At 53.5% G+C, this 15,253-nt stretch carries 14 protein-coding genes; 8 read left to right on the forward strand and 6 right to left on the reverse strand.

Going from position 1 to position 15,253, the window contains the following annotated elements; all coding sequences use genetic code 11:
• Positions 1-18: 18 nt before the first annotated feature.
• Both dinG and rhlE read right to left on the reverse strand, forming a co-directional pair.
• Positions 19-2,163: an ATP-dependent DNA helicase DinG gene (gene dinG / locus ACLJR2_RS16455; RefSeq protein WP_001218637.1), complete on the reverse strand. Its 2,145-nt coding sequence runs from the start codon at positions 2,161-2,163 to the stop codon at positions 19-21.
• A 207-nt stretch (positions 2,164-2,370) separates the two neighbouring features.
• Complete coding sequence (rhlE, locus tag ACLJR2_RS16460) at positions 2,371-3,735, reverse strand: ATP-dependent RNA helicase RhlE (protein ID WP_000007059.1); 1,365 nt, start codon at positions 3,733-3,735, stop codon at positions 2,371-2,373.
• Positions 3,736-3,964: 229 nt separating this feature from the next.
• Here rhlE and cecR point away from each other — a divergent pair, with 229 nt between their 5' ends.
• From cecR to ACLJR2_RS16485, 5 genes are all read left to right on the forward strand, one after another.
• Complete coding sequence (cecR, locus tag ACLJR2_RS16465) at positions 3,965-4,639, forward strand: transcriptional regulator CecR (protein WP_001025254.1); 675 nt, start codon at positions 3,965-3,967, stop codon at positions 4,637-4,639.
• Positions 4,639-5,634, forward strand: coding sequence for a secretion protein HlyD (gene hlyD / locus ACLJR2_RS16470; RefSeq protein WP_000743431.1), 996 nt, complete (start codon positions 4,639-4,641; stop codon positions 5,632-5,634). Before cecR ends, hlyD begins: the two co-directional genes overlap by 1 nt.
• Complete coding sequence (locus ACLJR2_RS16475; RefSeq protein WP_001287612.1) at positions 5,627-7,363, forward strand: ATP-binding cassette domain-containing protein; 1,737 nt, start codon at positions 5,627-5,629, stop codon at positions 7,361-7,363. The genes hlyD and ACLJR2_RS16475 overlap by 8 nt, the downstream gene beginning before the upstream one ends.
• Positions 7,356-8,486, forward strand: coding sequence for an ABC transporter permease (locus tag ACLJR2_RS16480; protein ID WP_000045762.1), 1,131 nt, complete (start codon positions 7,356-7,358; stop codon positions 8,484-8,486). The genes ACLJR2_RS16475 and ACLJR2_RS16480 overlap by 8 nt, the downstream gene beginning before the upstream one ends.
• A gap of 115 nt (positions 8,487-8,601) precedes the next feature.
• The gene (locus ACLJR2_RS16485) at positions 8,602-9,708 is read left to right on the forward strand and encodes an ABC transporter permease (RefSeq protein ID WP_000469050.1); all 1,107 of its coding nucleotides are present in this window, start codon (positions 8,602-8,604) and stop codon (positions 9,706-9,708) included.
• On the opposite strand, the gene ACLJR2_RS16490 is transcribed toward ACLJR2_RS16485, so the two are convergent.
• The gene (locus ACLJR2_RS16490; RefSeq protein WP_000871970.1) at positions 9,670-10,080 is read right to left on the reverse strand and encodes a YbhQ family protein; all 411 of its coding nucleotides are present in this window, start codon (positions 10,078-10,080) and stop codon (positions 9,670-9,672) included. The two genes, ACLJR2_RS16485 and ACLJR2_RS16490, sit on opposite strands and share 39 nt — an antisense overlap.
• Before the next feature lie 132 nt (positions 10,081-10,212).
• Between ACLJR2_RS16490 and ACLJR2_RS16495 the strand changes: the two genes are divergently transcribed.
• From ACLJR2_RS16495 to ACLJR2_RS16505, 3 genes are read left to right on the forward strand one after another with little or no spacing between them, the layout of a single operon-like run.
• Positions 10,213-10,971 (forward strand): endonuclease/exonuclease/phosphatase family protein, encoded by a 759-nt coding sequence (locus tag ACLJR2_RS16495; protein WP_000192039.1) that lies wholly within the window; start codon positions 10,213-10,215, stop codon positions 10,969-10,971.
• Complete coding sequence (gene clsB, locus ACLJR2_RS16500; protein ID WP_000649639.1) at positions 10,968-12,209, forward strand: cardiolipin synthase ClsB; 1,242 nt, start codon at positions 10,968-10,970, stop codon at positions 12,207-12,209. Before ACLJR2_RS16495 ends, clsB begins: the two co-directional genes overlap by 4 nt.
• Positions 12,209-13,171: a YbhN family protein gene (locus ACLJR2_RS16505; protein ID WP_001129824.1), complete on the forward strand. Its 963-nt coding sequence runs from the start codon at positions 12,209-12,211 to the stop codon at positions 13,169-13,171. Before clsB ends, ACLJR2_RS16505 begins: the two co-directional genes overlap by 1 nt.
• Positions 13,172-13,173: 2 nt before the next feature.
• Here the strand turns inward: ACLJR2_RS16505 and ACLJR2_RS16510 are convergent, their stop codons facing one another.
• The 3 genes from ACLJR2_RS16510 to ACLJR2_RS16520 are packed head-to-tail and all read right to left on the reverse strand — an operon-like array spanning position 13,174 to position 15,081.
• A complete protein-coding gene (locus ACLJR2_RS16510) occupies positions 13,174-13,734 on the reverse strand; it encodes a hypothetical protein (RefSeq protein WP_001052202.1) in 561 nt (186 codons plus the stop codon).
• A gap of 7 nt (positions 13,735-13,741) precedes the next feature.
• Positions 13,742-14,350, reverse strand: a complete 609-nt coding sequence (locus ACLJR2_RS16515; protein ID WP_077905105.1) for a hypothetical protein — start codon at positions 14,348-14,350, stop codon at positions 13,742-13,744.
• A gap of 23 nt (positions 14,351-14,373) precedes the next feature.
• On the reverse strand, positions 14,374-15,081 hold the full coding sequence (locus tag ACLJR2_RS16520; protein ID WP_000529044.1) for a Bax inhibitor-1 family protein: 708 nt from the start codon (positions 15,079-15,081) through the stop codon (positions 14,374-14,376).
• Positions 15,082-15,253 lie beyond the last annotated feature (172 nt).

The following is a 15,253-nucleotide window of genomic DNA, read 5'->3' on the forward strand; positions in this document are numbered from 1 at the left end:
TGAAGTGTGCTCACAGCATTAACGCCGTCGGCGGCGTGCAGGTTTTGCTTTTGGTTTTACTATAACGTCTGGCACGGCAGGCTGCTCTATCGGAAAAACAGGTAAGGCATTCAGTAAACGCTGTCCGTAGTTTTTGGTCAACAACCGCTTATCATAAATGACCACTTCTCCCCGACAGGCGTGGCTACGGATCAATCGCCCTACCTGCTGAATTAAATTAAAAGACGCGCTTGGTAAACTTTGTACCTCAAACGGATAACGATTCAGGCTTTTTAGCCATTCGCCTTCGGTGATCACGACCGGGCTGTCGATCGGCGGGAAGGCAATTTTATGGATATGGACCTGCGTCAGCAGCTCGCCTTTAAGATCCAGCCCTTCGGCAAAAGACTGAAGCCCAACCAGCACGCTGCGTTCGCCGCTCTCCACCCGTTTACGGTGTAGCTCCACCAGCCGGTAACGCGGCTGGTCGCCCTGAACCAGGAGAAGTAAGCGCACATCAGCGACATGCTCCAGAAAACGCTGCATCGCCCGCCCGCTGGCAAACAGTACCAGCATACCATGATGTTTTTTGCTCTCCAGTTGCTCACGAAAATAGGCCGCCATTTCGGCAATATGCTGCTCTTCGTTATCAATGGTGGGTTCGTAGCGCATTTGAGGAATCACCAGTTTCCCCTGTTCCACATGATTAAACGGCGAATCCAGCGCCACAAAGCGGTCGCCGGCTTTTTCTTTTAAGCCGCTCATTTCCTGCAGGCGCGAAAAGCTATTGAGCGAGCGCAGTGTCGCCGAGGTGACAATAATGTGCGGTACGCTGCGCCATAACAATCTTTCCAGCTGCTCGCTGACGCGGATACCGACACAATGGAACCAGACGTGGAGTTGCCCTTCGCGTATTTCACGCGTCGCCCATTTGGACACCGGCGCGCCTGAAGACTGCGCCATCGAAGCCAGCCGCCATAATTTACTTTGCGCCTCGAACATTCCCAGCGCCCGGTTCATCTGTAAAATCACCCGATGCAAACGCACAATATCGTGCGACCCGGTTTTTTCGCTGAGATCGTTGAGAAAGGACTCCGCCAGCCCACGCAACGTCTCGGTCAGCTTCGCCAGTCGCTGGCAGATTTCCATGACCTCATCAGGCAACTCGCCCATTGCAAAACGGTGCTCCGCCTCCTGCGCTGCGGGCATATACAGATTAAGAATGGCATTGAGCGAGGCGATCAGTTCATATACCTCCTCGCAATGGGCGTTAAGTCGCTCAGGGTTCGCTAACGGCGGCGTGGTCTTAGGACGAAATTGCTCCATGCAGGTCGCCACCAGTTTGCTGAACAGATCCAGTTGCAAGCGATACCAGGAGGCGGTAATTTCCGCGCTCATCTCCAGCGCATCGCGAGCGACATCGGGTAGATGATGACCTTCATCCAGTACCAACAGCAGATGCTTTGGTTCCGGCAGTACGGCTTCACTTTCCATCGCCGCCATTACCAGCGCGTGATTCGCCACCACGACTTCCGCTTCCTGTATTTCACGTCGGGCGACAAAGAATGGACATTCGCGGTAATAGTGACAGTTGCGGTTCAGACAACTGGCTTTATCGGTACTTAATCGCCGCCACAGATCGTCGTCAATAGCAATGTCGGTATGATCCCGCAGACCATCCCATTTGTAACCGTCAAGATCCCCTTTCAGCCTGGCGCAGCGCTTTTGCTCTTCCTGGTTGTTAGGCGTCAGTTCGTCATCAAGAAAGGCGAGCAGATCCTGCTGCGTAGGCTCGCTACTGGCGAGCGCCGCCAGATTTCGCGGACACACGTAACGCCCGCGGCCAAAGGCGGCGGTAAAGCGCAGATCGGGGATGATTTTTCGTAGCAGCGGCAAATCTTTGCTAAAGATCTGATCCTGTAACGCCACGTTAGCGGTACTGACCACCAGTGTTTTTTGCTCTTCCCGGGCAATGGCGATACCGGGAATAAGATAGGAGAGGGTTTTCCCGACGCCGGTCGGCGCTTCAATAGCCAGATGTCTCCCTTCTTCCCCGGCCAGCGTTCTGGCGACGTCAGCAATCATCTGCCGCTGCGGCGCACGGGGAATAAAGTCGGGGATCTGGTCCTGAAGCGCCTTATACCAAGCGGCGATTTGCGCTTTCAGCGCAGCGGTCAATGCCATGAGAAAACCTGAAGTACTGTATAAACAGCCACTATTGTGTCACATTTCAGGGGCGGGAAGTACCTTTTTTACCGGTTCTGGAAGGCGGCTCGCAACGCGATGTGTATTTTGCCGGATGACGGTGCAAGCACCTTATCCGGCCTACGTATTTGCATAGTCCGTAGGCCCGGTAAGCGTCGCGCTACCGGGCATGTTGCCGGATAAAATTTACTGGGCAGGCGTGATTCTGCGCGGGCGACGCGGCGGACGTGCTTTGTCGCCAGCGGGTTTCCCCTCGCCTGTGCGCGGTTTTGGTTTCGCCTTCGCCGCCCCGCTATCCTGACGTCGCGGCTGCTGACTGCGCCCCGCTCCCCCCTGATTTTGTCCGCGTCCACGACCGCCGCCGCCGCCGCGCTGCTGACGGCCATTCTGAATCGGCTCCGCTTTAATCGACGGGTCCGGCTCATAGCCCGGCGTCGTAATGCGTGGGATCTCTTTTTTCAGCAATTTTTCGATATCACGCAACAGTTTATGCTCGTCAACACAGACCAGCGACAGCGCCTCGCCAGTTGCCGCCGCGCGACCGGTACGGCCAATACGGTGTACATAATCTTCCGGCACGTTCGGCAGTTCATAGTTGACCACGTGCGGCAGCTCTTCAATATCCAGACCACGCGCCGCAATATCCGTCGCCACCAGCACGCGAATATCGCCGGATTTAAAATCGGCCAGCGCGCGGGTACGTGCGCCCTGCGATTTATTACCGTGGATCGCCGCGCTGCGAATACCGTCTTTATTAAGCTGTTCCGCCAGATGGTTCGCGCCATGCTTGGTGCGGGTGAAGACCAACACCTGCTGCCAGTTGCCCTGGCCAATCATCTGCGACAACAGTTCACGTTTGCGTTTTTTATCGACAAAGTGCACGTGCTGCGTCACCTGCTCTGAGGCCGTGTTGCGGCGCGCCACTTCGATTTCCAGCGGGTTGCGTAACAGCTTTTCGGCAAGCGCTTTGATGTCGTCGGAGAACGTGGCGGAGAACAGCAGATTCTGACGCTTCGCCGGCAGTTTCGCCAGCACGCGACGAATGTCGTGAATGAAGCCCATATCCAGCATACGGTCGGCTTCATCCAGTACCAGAATCTCAATCTGATCCAGCTTTACGGCATTTTGATGTTCCAGGTCGAGCAGACGTCCCGGCGTCGCCACCAGCACATCCACGCCGCCGCGCAGTTTCATCATCTGCGGATTGATGCTTACGCCGCCAAATACCACCAGCGAGCGAATGTTGAGATATTTACTGTAATCTCTGACGTTTTCGCCAATTTGCGCCGCCAGCTCGCGGGTTGGCGTGAGGATCAACGCACGCACCGGGCGACGACCTTTAGCGTGCGGCTGATGGGTAATCAGATGCTGCAACAATGGCAGGGTAAAACCCGCCGTTTTACCGGTTCCGGTCTGGGCGCTGGCCATCAGATCGCGGCCTTCCAGCACGGCGGGAATCGCCTGTTGCTGAATAGGGGTAGGTTCACGGTAACCCTGCTCGGCAATAGCGCGCAGGATATCAGGGTTTAATCCCAGGGAATCAAAAGACATAACTACTCCGGACCGCCCCGACCGTTGCCGGTGTAGTTTTCAGGGAGATGCTCAAATTTGGAATGACAAAAACCACAATGTCATGAAGGGGCGGAGTGTAGCAGTTTTTGTGATGCGGCGCATAAATTATCCCGGAAGGTAGCAAAGACAAATTAATCGACCACACTGGACAAGTGCCATTATGAGTCATAGTCTTAATCAATCGATTGATTAAAAATTAGGACGTGTGATGAATATTCCCACCACGACCACCAAGGGCGAGCAGGCGAAAAGTCAGCTCATTGCCGCCGCGCTGGCGCAGTTTGGCGAGTATGGCCTCCATGCCACCACGCGCGATATCGCCGCGCTGGCGGGGCAAAATATTGCCGCCATTACTTACTATTTCGGCTCAAAAGAGGATTTATACCTCGCCTGCGCCCAGTGGATTGCCGATTTTCTTGGCGAAAAATTTCGCCCCCATGCTGAAAAAGCGGAACGTCTGTTTAGCCAGCCTGCCCCTGACCGGGACGCCATACGCGAACTCATTCTGCTCGCCTGCAAGAACATGATTATGCTGCTGACGCAGGAAGACACCGTTAACCTGAGCAAATTTATTTCACGCGAGCAGCTCTCTCCCACGTCGGCCTATCAATTGGTCCATGAACAGGTTATCGATCCGTTGCACACCCATCTGACAAGATTGGTTGCCGCTTATACCGGCTGCGACGCTAATGATACGCGCATGATTTTGCATACCCATGCCTTACTGGGCGAAGTGCTGGCGTTCCGTCTCGGCAAAGAAACTATTCTGTTACGTACCGGCTGGCCGCAGTTTGATGAAGAAAAAGCGGAGCTGATTTACCAGACGGTAACCTGCCACATCGATCTTATTCTGCACGGTTTAACGCAAAGGAGTCTGGACTGATGAAAAAACCTGTCGTTATCGGACTGGCAATCGCAGCGATCGTCGCTGTGATTGCCGGTGGAACCTGGTGGTATCAAAGTCGGCAGGACGATGGGCTGACGCTATACGGTAATGTCGATATCCGTACCGTCAATATCAGCTTTCGCGTCGGCGGCAGGCTGGCGTCGCTGAATGTTGATGAAGGCGATGCCATCAAAGCCGGACAGGTGCTCGGCGAACTGGATCACGCGCCATACGAAAACGCGCTAATGCAGGCGAAAGCTGGCGTGTCGGTCGCGCAGGCGCAATATGATTTGATGCTGGCAGGCTATCGCGATGAAGAGATAGCCCAGGCCGCCGCCGCCGTCAGACAGGCGCAAGCCGCCTATGACTACGCGCAAAACTTTTATAACCGTCAGCAAGGATTGTGGAAAAGCCGCACCATTTCCGCTAACGATCTGGAAAACGCCCGCTCATCGCGCGATCAGGCGCAGGCGACGCTGAAGTCCGCGCAGGATAAACTGAGCCAGTACCGTACCGGTAATCGTGAACAGGATATCGCCCAGGCGAAAGCCAGCCTGGAACAGGCAAAGGCCCAACTGGCGCAGGCGCAGCTTGATTTGCAGGACACTACGCTTATCGCGCCTGCCAACGGAACCTTGCTCACCCGCGCGGTCGAGCCTGGCAGTATGCTGAACGCCGGCAGCACGGTATTAACGCTCTCGCTGACCCGCCCCGTCTGGGTGCGCGCCTATGTCGATGAACGCAACCTCAGTCAGACGCAACCGGGGCGCGACATTCTGTTGTATACCGACGGTCGTCCTGATAAACCTTACCACGGCAAGATTGGTTTCGTTTCGCCCACCGCGGAATTTACGCCGAAAACCGTCGAAACGCCGGATCTGCGTACCGATCTTGTCTATCGCCTGCGCATTATCGTCACCGATGCGGACGATGCGTTACGCCAGGGGATGCCAGTCACGGTGAAATTTAATGACGAGGCACGGCATGAGTGAGGCCGTTATTACGCTGCACGGTCTGACGAAGCGCTTTGCGGGAATGGATAAACCCGCCGTCGCGCCGCTCGACTGTACCATTCATTCCGGTTATGTCACCGGGCTGGTAGGGCCGGACGGCGCAGGAAAAACCACGCTAATGCGTATGCTGGCGGGCCTGCTCAAAGCCGATGGCGGCAACGCGTCAGTATTGGGCTTCGACCCGATACAAAACGACAGCGAGCTGCACGCGGTTCTGGGCTATATGCCGCAGAAATTCGGTCTGTATGAAGATCTTACCGTCATGGAGAACCTTAATCTCTATGCCGATTTACGCAGCGTTACCGGCGAGATACGGGAAAAGACCTTTGCCCGTTTGTTGGAGTTTACCGCCCTCGGCCCTTTCACTGGCCGTCTGGCAGGAAAATTGTCCGGCGGGATGAAGCAAAAACTGGGGCTGGCCTGTACGCTGGTCGGCGAACCGAAAGTGCTGCTGTTGGATGAACCGGGCGTTGGCGTTGACCCGATTTCACGGCGCGAGTTGTGGCAAATGGTCCACGAACTGGCGGGCGACGGGATGCTGATTTTATGGAGCACCTCCTATCTGGATGAAGCCGAACAGTGCCGCGATGTGCTGCTGATGAATGAAGGCGAGCTGCTCTATCAGGGCGAACCTAAAGCGCTGACGCAAACGATGGCCGGTCGTAGCTTTCTGATGAGCAGTCCACAGGAAAACAACCGTAAGTTGCTACAGAGAGCGCTCAGACTGCCGCAGGTGAGCGACGGCATGATTCAGGGACGTTCGGTACGCCTGATCCTGAAAAAAGAGGCGACCGCAGCAGATATTCGTCAGGCCGAAGGGATGCCGGAAATCACCCTCAATGAGACCGCGCCGCGTTTCGAAGATGCGTTTATCGATCTGCTTGGCGGAGCGGGAACCTCGGAGTCTCCGCTGGGTTCAATCCTGCATACGGTTGAAGGCACTGCCGGCGAAACGGTGATTGAAGCGCAGGAACTGACGAAAAAATTTGGCGATTTCGCGGCCACGGACCATGTTAATTTCGTCGTACAGCGCGGCGAGATTTTTGGCCTGCTCGGCCCGAACGGCGCGGGTAAATCAACCACCTTTAAAATGATGTGCGGCCTGCTGGTGCCGACATCCGGCAAGGCGCTGGTGCTGGATATGGACCTGAAAGTCAGCTCCGGCAAAGCCCGTCAGCATCTGGGCTATATGGCGCAAAAATTTTCGCTTTACGGCAACCTGACGGTTGAGCAGAACCTGCGTTTTTTCTCCGGCGTCTACGGTTTGCGGGGCCGCGCGCAAAATGAAAAAATTCAGCGCATGAGTGAAGCGTTTGGTCTGAAAAGCATCGCGTCGCATCCCACCGATGCGCTACCGCTGGGCTTTAAACAGCGACTGGCGCTGGCCTGCTCGCTGATGCACGAACCGGATATTTTATTCCTTGATGAACCAACGTCCGGGGTTGATCCCCTCACCCGCCGTGAATTTTGGCTGCATATTAATAGCATGGTGGAAAAAGGGGTCACGGTAATGGTGACGACCCACTTTATGGATGAGGCGGAATATTGCGATCGCATCGGACTGGTTTATCGCGGGAAGCTTATCGCCAGCGGTACGCCGGACGATCTCAAAGCGCAGGCCGCCGATGAGCAACAGGCCGATCCGACGATGGAGCAGGCCTTTATCACTCTCATCAATGACTGGGATAAGGAGCATACGCATGAGTAAGTCTCTCTCCTGGCGCCGCGTGCGTGCGTTGTGCGTCAAAGAGACGCGCCAGATCGTGCGCGATCCCAGTAGCTGGCTGATTGCGGTGGTGATCCCGCTGCTGTTGCTGTTTATTTTTGGTTACGGTATTAACCTCGACTCCAGCAAGCTGCGGGTGGGGATTCTGCTTGAACAACAAAGCCAGGAGGCGCTGGATTTCACTCATGCGATGACCGGTTCACCCTATATCGACGCGACCATTAGCGATAATCGCCATGAATTAATTGAAAAAATGCAGGCCGGACGCATTCGCGGACTGGTGGTGATTCCGGTGGATTTCGCGCAGCAAATGGCGCGCGCCGGTGACAGTGCGCCGATTCAGGTGATTACCGACGGCAGCGAGCCAAACACCGCCAACTTCGTTCAGGGCTATGTGGAAGGCATCTGGCAAATCTGGCAACAGCAGCGGGCGGAAGATCGCGGCGACACCTTTGAACCGCTCATCGACGTCCAGACGCGCTACTGGTTTAACCCGGCGGCGATCAGTCAGCATTTTATCATTCCCGGGGCGGTGACCATTATCATGACGGTAATTGGCGCAATCCTCACCTCGCTGGTCGTTGCCCGCGAATGGGAGCGCGGCACGATGGAGGCGCTGCTCTCAACCGAAGTGACGCGTGTTGAACTGCTGCTGTGTAAGCTTATTCCCTATTACTTTCTCGGTATGCTGGCGATGCTGCTCTGTATGCTGGTATCGGTGTTTATTCTCGGCGTGCCGTATCGCGGTTCGCTGGTGATTCTGTTTATCATCACCAGTCTGTTTTTACTGAGTACGCTGGGGATGGGGCTGTTGATTTCCACCATCACTCGCAACCAGTTTAACGCCGCGCAGGTGGCGCTGAACGCCGCGTTTTTACCCTCGATTATGCTGTCCGGATTTATCTTCCAGATAGACAGTATGCCTGCGGTGATCCGCGCGGTGACCTATATTATTCCGGCGCGCTATTTTGTCAGCACCCTGCAAAGTCTGTTTCTGGCCGGCAATATTCCGGTCGTGTTAGGCGTTAACGTACTGTTTTTAATCGCCTCGGCGGTGATGTTTATTGGCCTGACGTGGCTAAAAACCAAACGACGGCTGGATTAAATATGTGTATGGATAATTGTCGTCGTAGGCCGGATAAGGCGTTCACGCCGCCATCCGGCATTATGCCTGATGCGCTTTGCTTATCAGGCCTACAAACTGGACTGAGAGGACGGACATGTTTCATCGTTTATGGACGTTAATTCGCAAAGAACTGCAATCGCTTTTACGCGAACCGCAAACGCGCGCGATCCTGATTCTGCCGGTGCTGATTCAGGTCATCCTGTTTCCGTTCGCCGCGACGCTTGAAGTCACTAACGCGACTATCGCCATCTATAACGAAGATAACGGCAAACATTCGGTAGAACTTACCCAGCGCTTTGCCCGCGCGAAAGCGTTTACCCATGTGCTATTGCTGAACAGTCCGCAGGAGATCCAGCCGACTATCGATACGCAAAAAGCGCTGCTGCTGGTACGCTTCCCGGCGGATTTCTCGCGGAATCTGGATACCTTCCAGCCTGCGCCGATGCAACTCATTCTTGATGGACGTAACTCCAACAGCGCGCAAATCGCCGCCAATTATCTGCAACAGATCGTCAAGGAGTATCAGCAGACATTGATGGACGGCAAGCCAAAGCCCAACAATAGCGAACTGGTGGTACGCAACTGGTATAACCCGAATCTGGACTACAAGTGGTTTGTGGTGCCCTCGCTGATCGCCATGATCACCACTATTGGCGTGATGATCGTCACTTCGCTGTCCGTCGCCCGCGAGCGTGAACAAGGCACTCTGGATCAGCTGCTGGTCTCTCCGCTCACCACCTGGCAGATTTTCGTTGGTAAAGCGGTGCCGGCGCTGATTGTCGCGACCTTCCAGGCCACGATCGTGCTGGCTATCGGCATTTGGGCATACCAAATTCCCTTCGCCGGTTCGTTAGCGCTGTTTTATTTCACGATGGTGATTTACGGGCTGTCGCTGGTAGGCTTTGGCTTGCTGATATCATCGCTTTGCGCCACGCAACAGCAGGCGTTTATCGGCGTCTTTGTCTTTATGATGCCGGCGATTTTGCTCTCGGGTTATGTCTCGCCGGTGGAAAATATGCCGGTCTGGCTGCAAAACCTGACGTGGATAAACCCTATCCGCCACTTTACTGATATTACTAAGCAAATTTATCTTAAGGATGCGAGTCTGGGAATTGTCTGGGGAAGTTTGTGGCCGCTACTGGTGATAGCGGCCACCACGGGGTCAGCGGCGTATGCGATGTTTAGACGCAAAGTGATGTAGCTTTTTATCTTTCGCCAGTAGCGAGACCACGGCGGGCCCGGCCAGGATAGCCAGCCCCGCCAGCGCCAGCAAGACATTGTTTTGCAATACGCGGGATAGCAGCCAGAGGACAATCAGCGCGGTGCCGAAGTACCAGGTGGTAGTCAGCTCTTCCAGCACATCCGCCACATCGCGCCAGCGTTGCTCATGATGGCGCTGCAACGCCAGCATCAGCAGTACCGTCACGCCATAAAGCACGCATAATCCCAGGCCGACGCGCACTAATGTGCCGCTCATCCAGCCTATTACCAGCATCGCCACTACCAGTAAATGCAACATAATCTGCCAACAACCGAGGCCGGTTGCGACACGAACGCGTTGTTGCCACTTCATGGCTTTTCTCCTGAAGCATTTTTCTCTCATTATTCAGAGTACCGAACTTTACGGAAAATTCCGTAAGACCGCATCTTTTTGTGACGACGACTACACTATTTCAATCAGGATAGTGACGCGGACAGGAAGAAAATGACTCAACACACGCGAAATTTTTCATTCAAAGTGCTCACAATTAATACGCACAAAGGTTTTACCGCCTTTAATAAACGCTTCATCCTGCCGGAGCTGCGCGACGCCGTCAGAACGGTCGGCGCCGATATCGTCTGTCTGCAAGAAGTGATGGGCGCGCATGAAGTACATCCGCTGCATATCGAAAACTGGCCGGACACTACCCACTATGAATTTTTGGCCGACACCATGTGGAGCGATTTCGCCTATGGCCGCAATGCGGTCTATCCGGAAGGCCATCACGGTAACGCGGTTCTTTCTCGCTATCCCATTGAACATTATGAAAATCGCGACGTCTCGGTCGGCGGTAGCGAAAAACGCGGCGTGCTGTATTGCCGCATTACGCCGCCCATGCTCAACCGCCCTATCCACGTCATGTGCGTACATCTCGGCCTGCGGGAGAGCCACCGCCAGGCGCAGTTAACCATGCTGGCGGGATGGGTGAATGCCTTGCCGGAATCAGAACCGGTGCTGGTGGCCGGAGACTTTAATGACTGGCGGCAAAAGGCCGGCCCGCCGTTAAACGCGGCCGGGCTGGAGGAGATATTTACCCGTGCCCATGGCCGACCGGCGCGCACATTCCCGGTGAGTATGCCGCTGCTGCGACTCGATCGTATTTACGTCAAGAATGCGAACGCCAGTTCTCCTACGGCGCTACCGCTGCGGAACTGGCGACATTTATCAGACCATGCCCCCCTTAGCGCGGAGATCCATCTATGAAATGCGGCTGGCGTGAAGGTAATCAAATTCAGCTACTGGAAAACGGCGACCAGTTCTATCCTGCCGTGTTTGAGGCTATCGCTCAGGCACAGCAAAAAATCATTCTGGAAACCTTTATCTTGTTTGAAGATGAGGTGGGTAAAAAACTCCATGCCGCTCTGCTAAAAGCCGCACAGCGCGGCGTAAAAGCCGAAGTATTACTCGACGGCTACGGCTCTCCCGATCTCAGCGACGCGTTTGTCGGCGAATTAACCTCGGCGGGCGTTATTTTTCGCTATTACGACCCCCGCCCGCGTCTACTGGGGTTGCGAACTAATATCTTCCGCCGAATGCACCGCAAAATTGTGGTGATTGATGATCGTATTGCCTTTGTCGGCGGCATTAACTACTCCGCCGAACATATGTCGGATTACGGCCCGCAGGCGAAACAAGACTACGCGGTACGGGTCGAAGGGCCTGTTGTGGCCGATATCCTGCAATTCGAAGTCGAGAATCTGCCGGGGCAAAGCCCCGCGCGCCGCTGGTGGAAGCGCCATCACCAGGCCGAAGAAAACCGTCACCCCGGCGAAGCGCAGGCGCTGTTTGTCTGGCGAGATAATGAAGAGCACCGCGACGATATCGAACGTCATTATCTGAAAATGCTGACCCAGGCAAAGCGTGAAGTGATTATCGCTAACGCCTATTTTTTCCCCGGCTATCGCTTGCTCCACGCAATGCGTAAAGCCGCCCGCCGTGGCGTGAGCGTAAAACTGATTGTCCAGGGGGAACCAGATATGCCGATAGTCAAAGTCGGCGCGCGGTTGCTCTATAACTATCTGGTGAAGGGCGGCGTGCAGGTTTATGAATACCGACGCCGTCCGCTGCATGGCAAGGTGGCGCTGATGGACGATCACTGGGCCACGGTAGGGTCGAGTAATCTCGATCCGCTCAGCCTGTCGCTTAACCTTGAAGCTAACCTGATCATTCACGATCGTACCTTTAACCAGACCCTGCGCGATAATTTACAAGGCATCATCGTGAACGATTGTAAGCAGGTCGATGAGTCTATGCTGCCGAAACGCACCTGGTGGAACCTGACCAAAAGCGTGCTGGCGTTCCACTTTTTACGCCATTTCCCGGCGCTGGTCGGCTGGCTACCTGCGCATACCCCGCATCTGGCGCAGGTTCCCCCGCCTGCCCAGCCAGAAATGGAAACCCAGGATCGCGTTGATCCAGAAAATACAGGAGTGAAGCCCTAATGGCTAAATCGCATCCGCGCTGGCGGCTGGCTAAAAAAGTGCTGACCTGGCTGTTTTTTATTGCGGTCGTCGTTCTGCTGGTGGTTTATGCTAAAAAGGTCGACTGGGGCGATGTCTGGACCGTCATCCGCGACTATAACCGCACGGCGCTTTTAAGCGCTGTAGGACTGGTGATCGTTAGCTATCTTCTGTACGGCTGCTACGACCTGCTTGGACGGCTTTATTGCGGCCATAAGCTGGCGAAGCGACAGGTGATGTTGGTATCGTTCGTCTGCTATGCCTTTAACCTGACGCTCAGCACCTGGGTCGGCGGGATCGGGATGCGTTACCGACTATACTCTCGCCTCGGGTTGCCCGGCAGTACTATTACGCGCATTTTCTCACTCAGCATTACCACTAACTGGCTGGGCTATATTCTGCTTGGCGGCATCATTTTTACCTTCGGTGTTGTCCAGCTTCCCGACCACTGGTATATCGATGAAGGCACGCTACGTATTCTCGGTATCGTTTTATTGTTGATTATCGCGGTCTATCTGTGGTTTTGCGCCTTTGCGAAGCGGCGGCATATGACGATTAAAGGACAGAAACTGGTGCTGCCGTCATGGAAATTCGCGCTGGCGCAGATGGCGATCTCCAGCGCGAACTGGATGGCGATGGGCGCCATCATCTGGCTGCTGATGGGTCAGGATGTGAACTATTTCTTTGTGCTGGGCGTACTGCTGGTGAGCAGTATCGCGGGCGTCATCGTGCATATTCCGGCAGGCATCGGCGTGCTGGAGGCCGTATTCCTTGCGTTGCTGGCGGGCGAACATACGTCGCAAGGCACGATTATCGCCGCCCTGCTCGCGTACCGCGTGCTTTACTATTTTATTCCCCTGTTGCTGGCGCTGGTGTGCTACCTGATCCTGGAGAGCCGGGCGAAGAAGCTGCGGGCGAAAAACGAGCGGGCGATGGCGAAATAAATTTAAGCAGACGCGTTTTCGCTTTCCAGCACAACGCGTTTTATCCGGTAAAAATAAACATATGCTGAGAAAAAAGACGTATTCATCTGTAAGCGGGAAAAAAGCAGCAATGACCAGCTAAACAGCAGCAGGAGCACTTCGTGAAACTCGCCCATGAATACTGATGACAGGGTACAGAACGTTGCCAACGTAACGGAAATAATGGCCAGCAATAGCGCATACCGGTAAATAATGACCCCGCTCATTCTTCCTTTAAGCAGGAGCTGATTTGACGGGGTAAGAAAAGCGATATAGCCCACGGTCAGGAAGAAGACCAGCTCCAGATGCTTTTTATTGTGCAGCTCAAACTGCGCAATAACCATGTTTATACTGATGATCCATGTCATGGTCATCATGATCGCCGTAAGCCCAATAACGCCTCCGTGAGGAATACCTTGTTCATACCAGTTTTTTTTGTAGTGGCTGGCCGGATACACAGATAACTTAATTTCTGGCGGGATCAACTGCCCTTTTTTCACCAGCTCCGCCAGTGTTTTTCCTGTTAGCCACGTCATCAGGTTCATGGGCTTATCATTTCCTTGTCTGTGAGGTGAGATATTTTTGTAATGCGACTCGCACTAATCGACGCCCCAGGCAGAAACGAATCATCATCGTAAACGTTTCGCCATTCATCACCCAGCGGCAAAGCACAACCATAATAATCGCGATAACAAGATCACTCTTTAGTTCGCTATTTTGATGGCACAACACGTCAAATAATCCAGTACCGCAGAGCATAATATTTAATAAAAACAGTAAAACGCAGAGGCGCAACCCCAGGATAAAACCCTTGGCAATAAGCCATACCTCAGCCATAACACATAGCATCATACCTATAGCACTGCCAAAATAAATGATTATATTTAGCGGCCAATACAGGATAAACTTATCGAAAGCAAAATGCGCACTACACACACCTCCCACAAGAAGCATAAAACTAAACGCGCAAACAGGCGCAGGATTGGGTAATGAATGTTCCCATGACAATCCGGTAATGAAATGAGAAATCAGCGCTGGCGGGCATTTCTTATTAAAATCCTCGCCGCCATTTTTAATGGCGCGAGTGACGTCTTTAGCTTCACAAAACGCTAACCAAAATTGTTTGCCACATAATTTACTCATTATACCCATCATCACCAACCTGAATAAAAAACCTGCAACGCCTACGGCCTGAAAGATAATAGTATTTCCAGAATCATCAAAATAATATAACGACACAGCGTAACCACAGCATTAATAATGCCAAGGTAAAGCGTCAGCGCGCCAAATAAAGCGCAACGAGGCAGGGATGAAAACTCGCTGTGGTATAACATGCGGGCATAACCATGAAGTGTCGATTTTTCTAGTGCTGTAATCAATGTCCATACCAATACCGTCAGCACACTGACTATCCAGACCAGAGTGCTACTGGCCACCAGGCTATTGACAACTATCGCAGCGATGATCCCGCTTACCGCCATGAAGATTAACGGCCTGAATAGACCAGAACTGATATTCAGGTAGAAAATAAATAAGGCATTAAGACTAAACATGATTCCAACAATCACGAAAATGGTCGCGCCACCTGAGAAAAGGTAAGCTAATGACACGCCGGTAAGCGTAATGATGGCAATATATATCAACGTTGCGACAACAGTGCCAAAGCGGGAAAGACAGGTAATGGCCCCATACCCCAGGCCAAGCAAAAGTGCTGATATCCACAAAACAACAACAGGTTGAACGTGGGTTATTAAAAAATGACTATACAACGTTAACCATATAATGCCGGCGGTACACCATAGTCCCAACGCAGTATACCAATAGGTAAGGGATAACATTGTCGCGGGAATAAATGCTATTTGTCGTATACGTATTGCAGCCAGAGGTCCCACTTGTCATTTATCACTCTTCACATGATCACGGTGATAAGAATGGCAAGCGCAGGAAAACATTTCTAAGATATTTAGAGAGCGTTCAGAATTCTGTGTCACGTTAAAAATTCTACAGCGTCATCACATTATTCAGCCGCCCTTCAAAATAAATCGCCAACTGCGACAATGTCAA

It is taken from the genome of Salmonella sp. SAL03688, from assembly GCF_046551895.1.
GTDB lineage: Bacteria > Pseudomonadota > Gammaproteobacteria > Enterobacterales > Enterobacteriaceae > Salmonella > Salmonella enterica.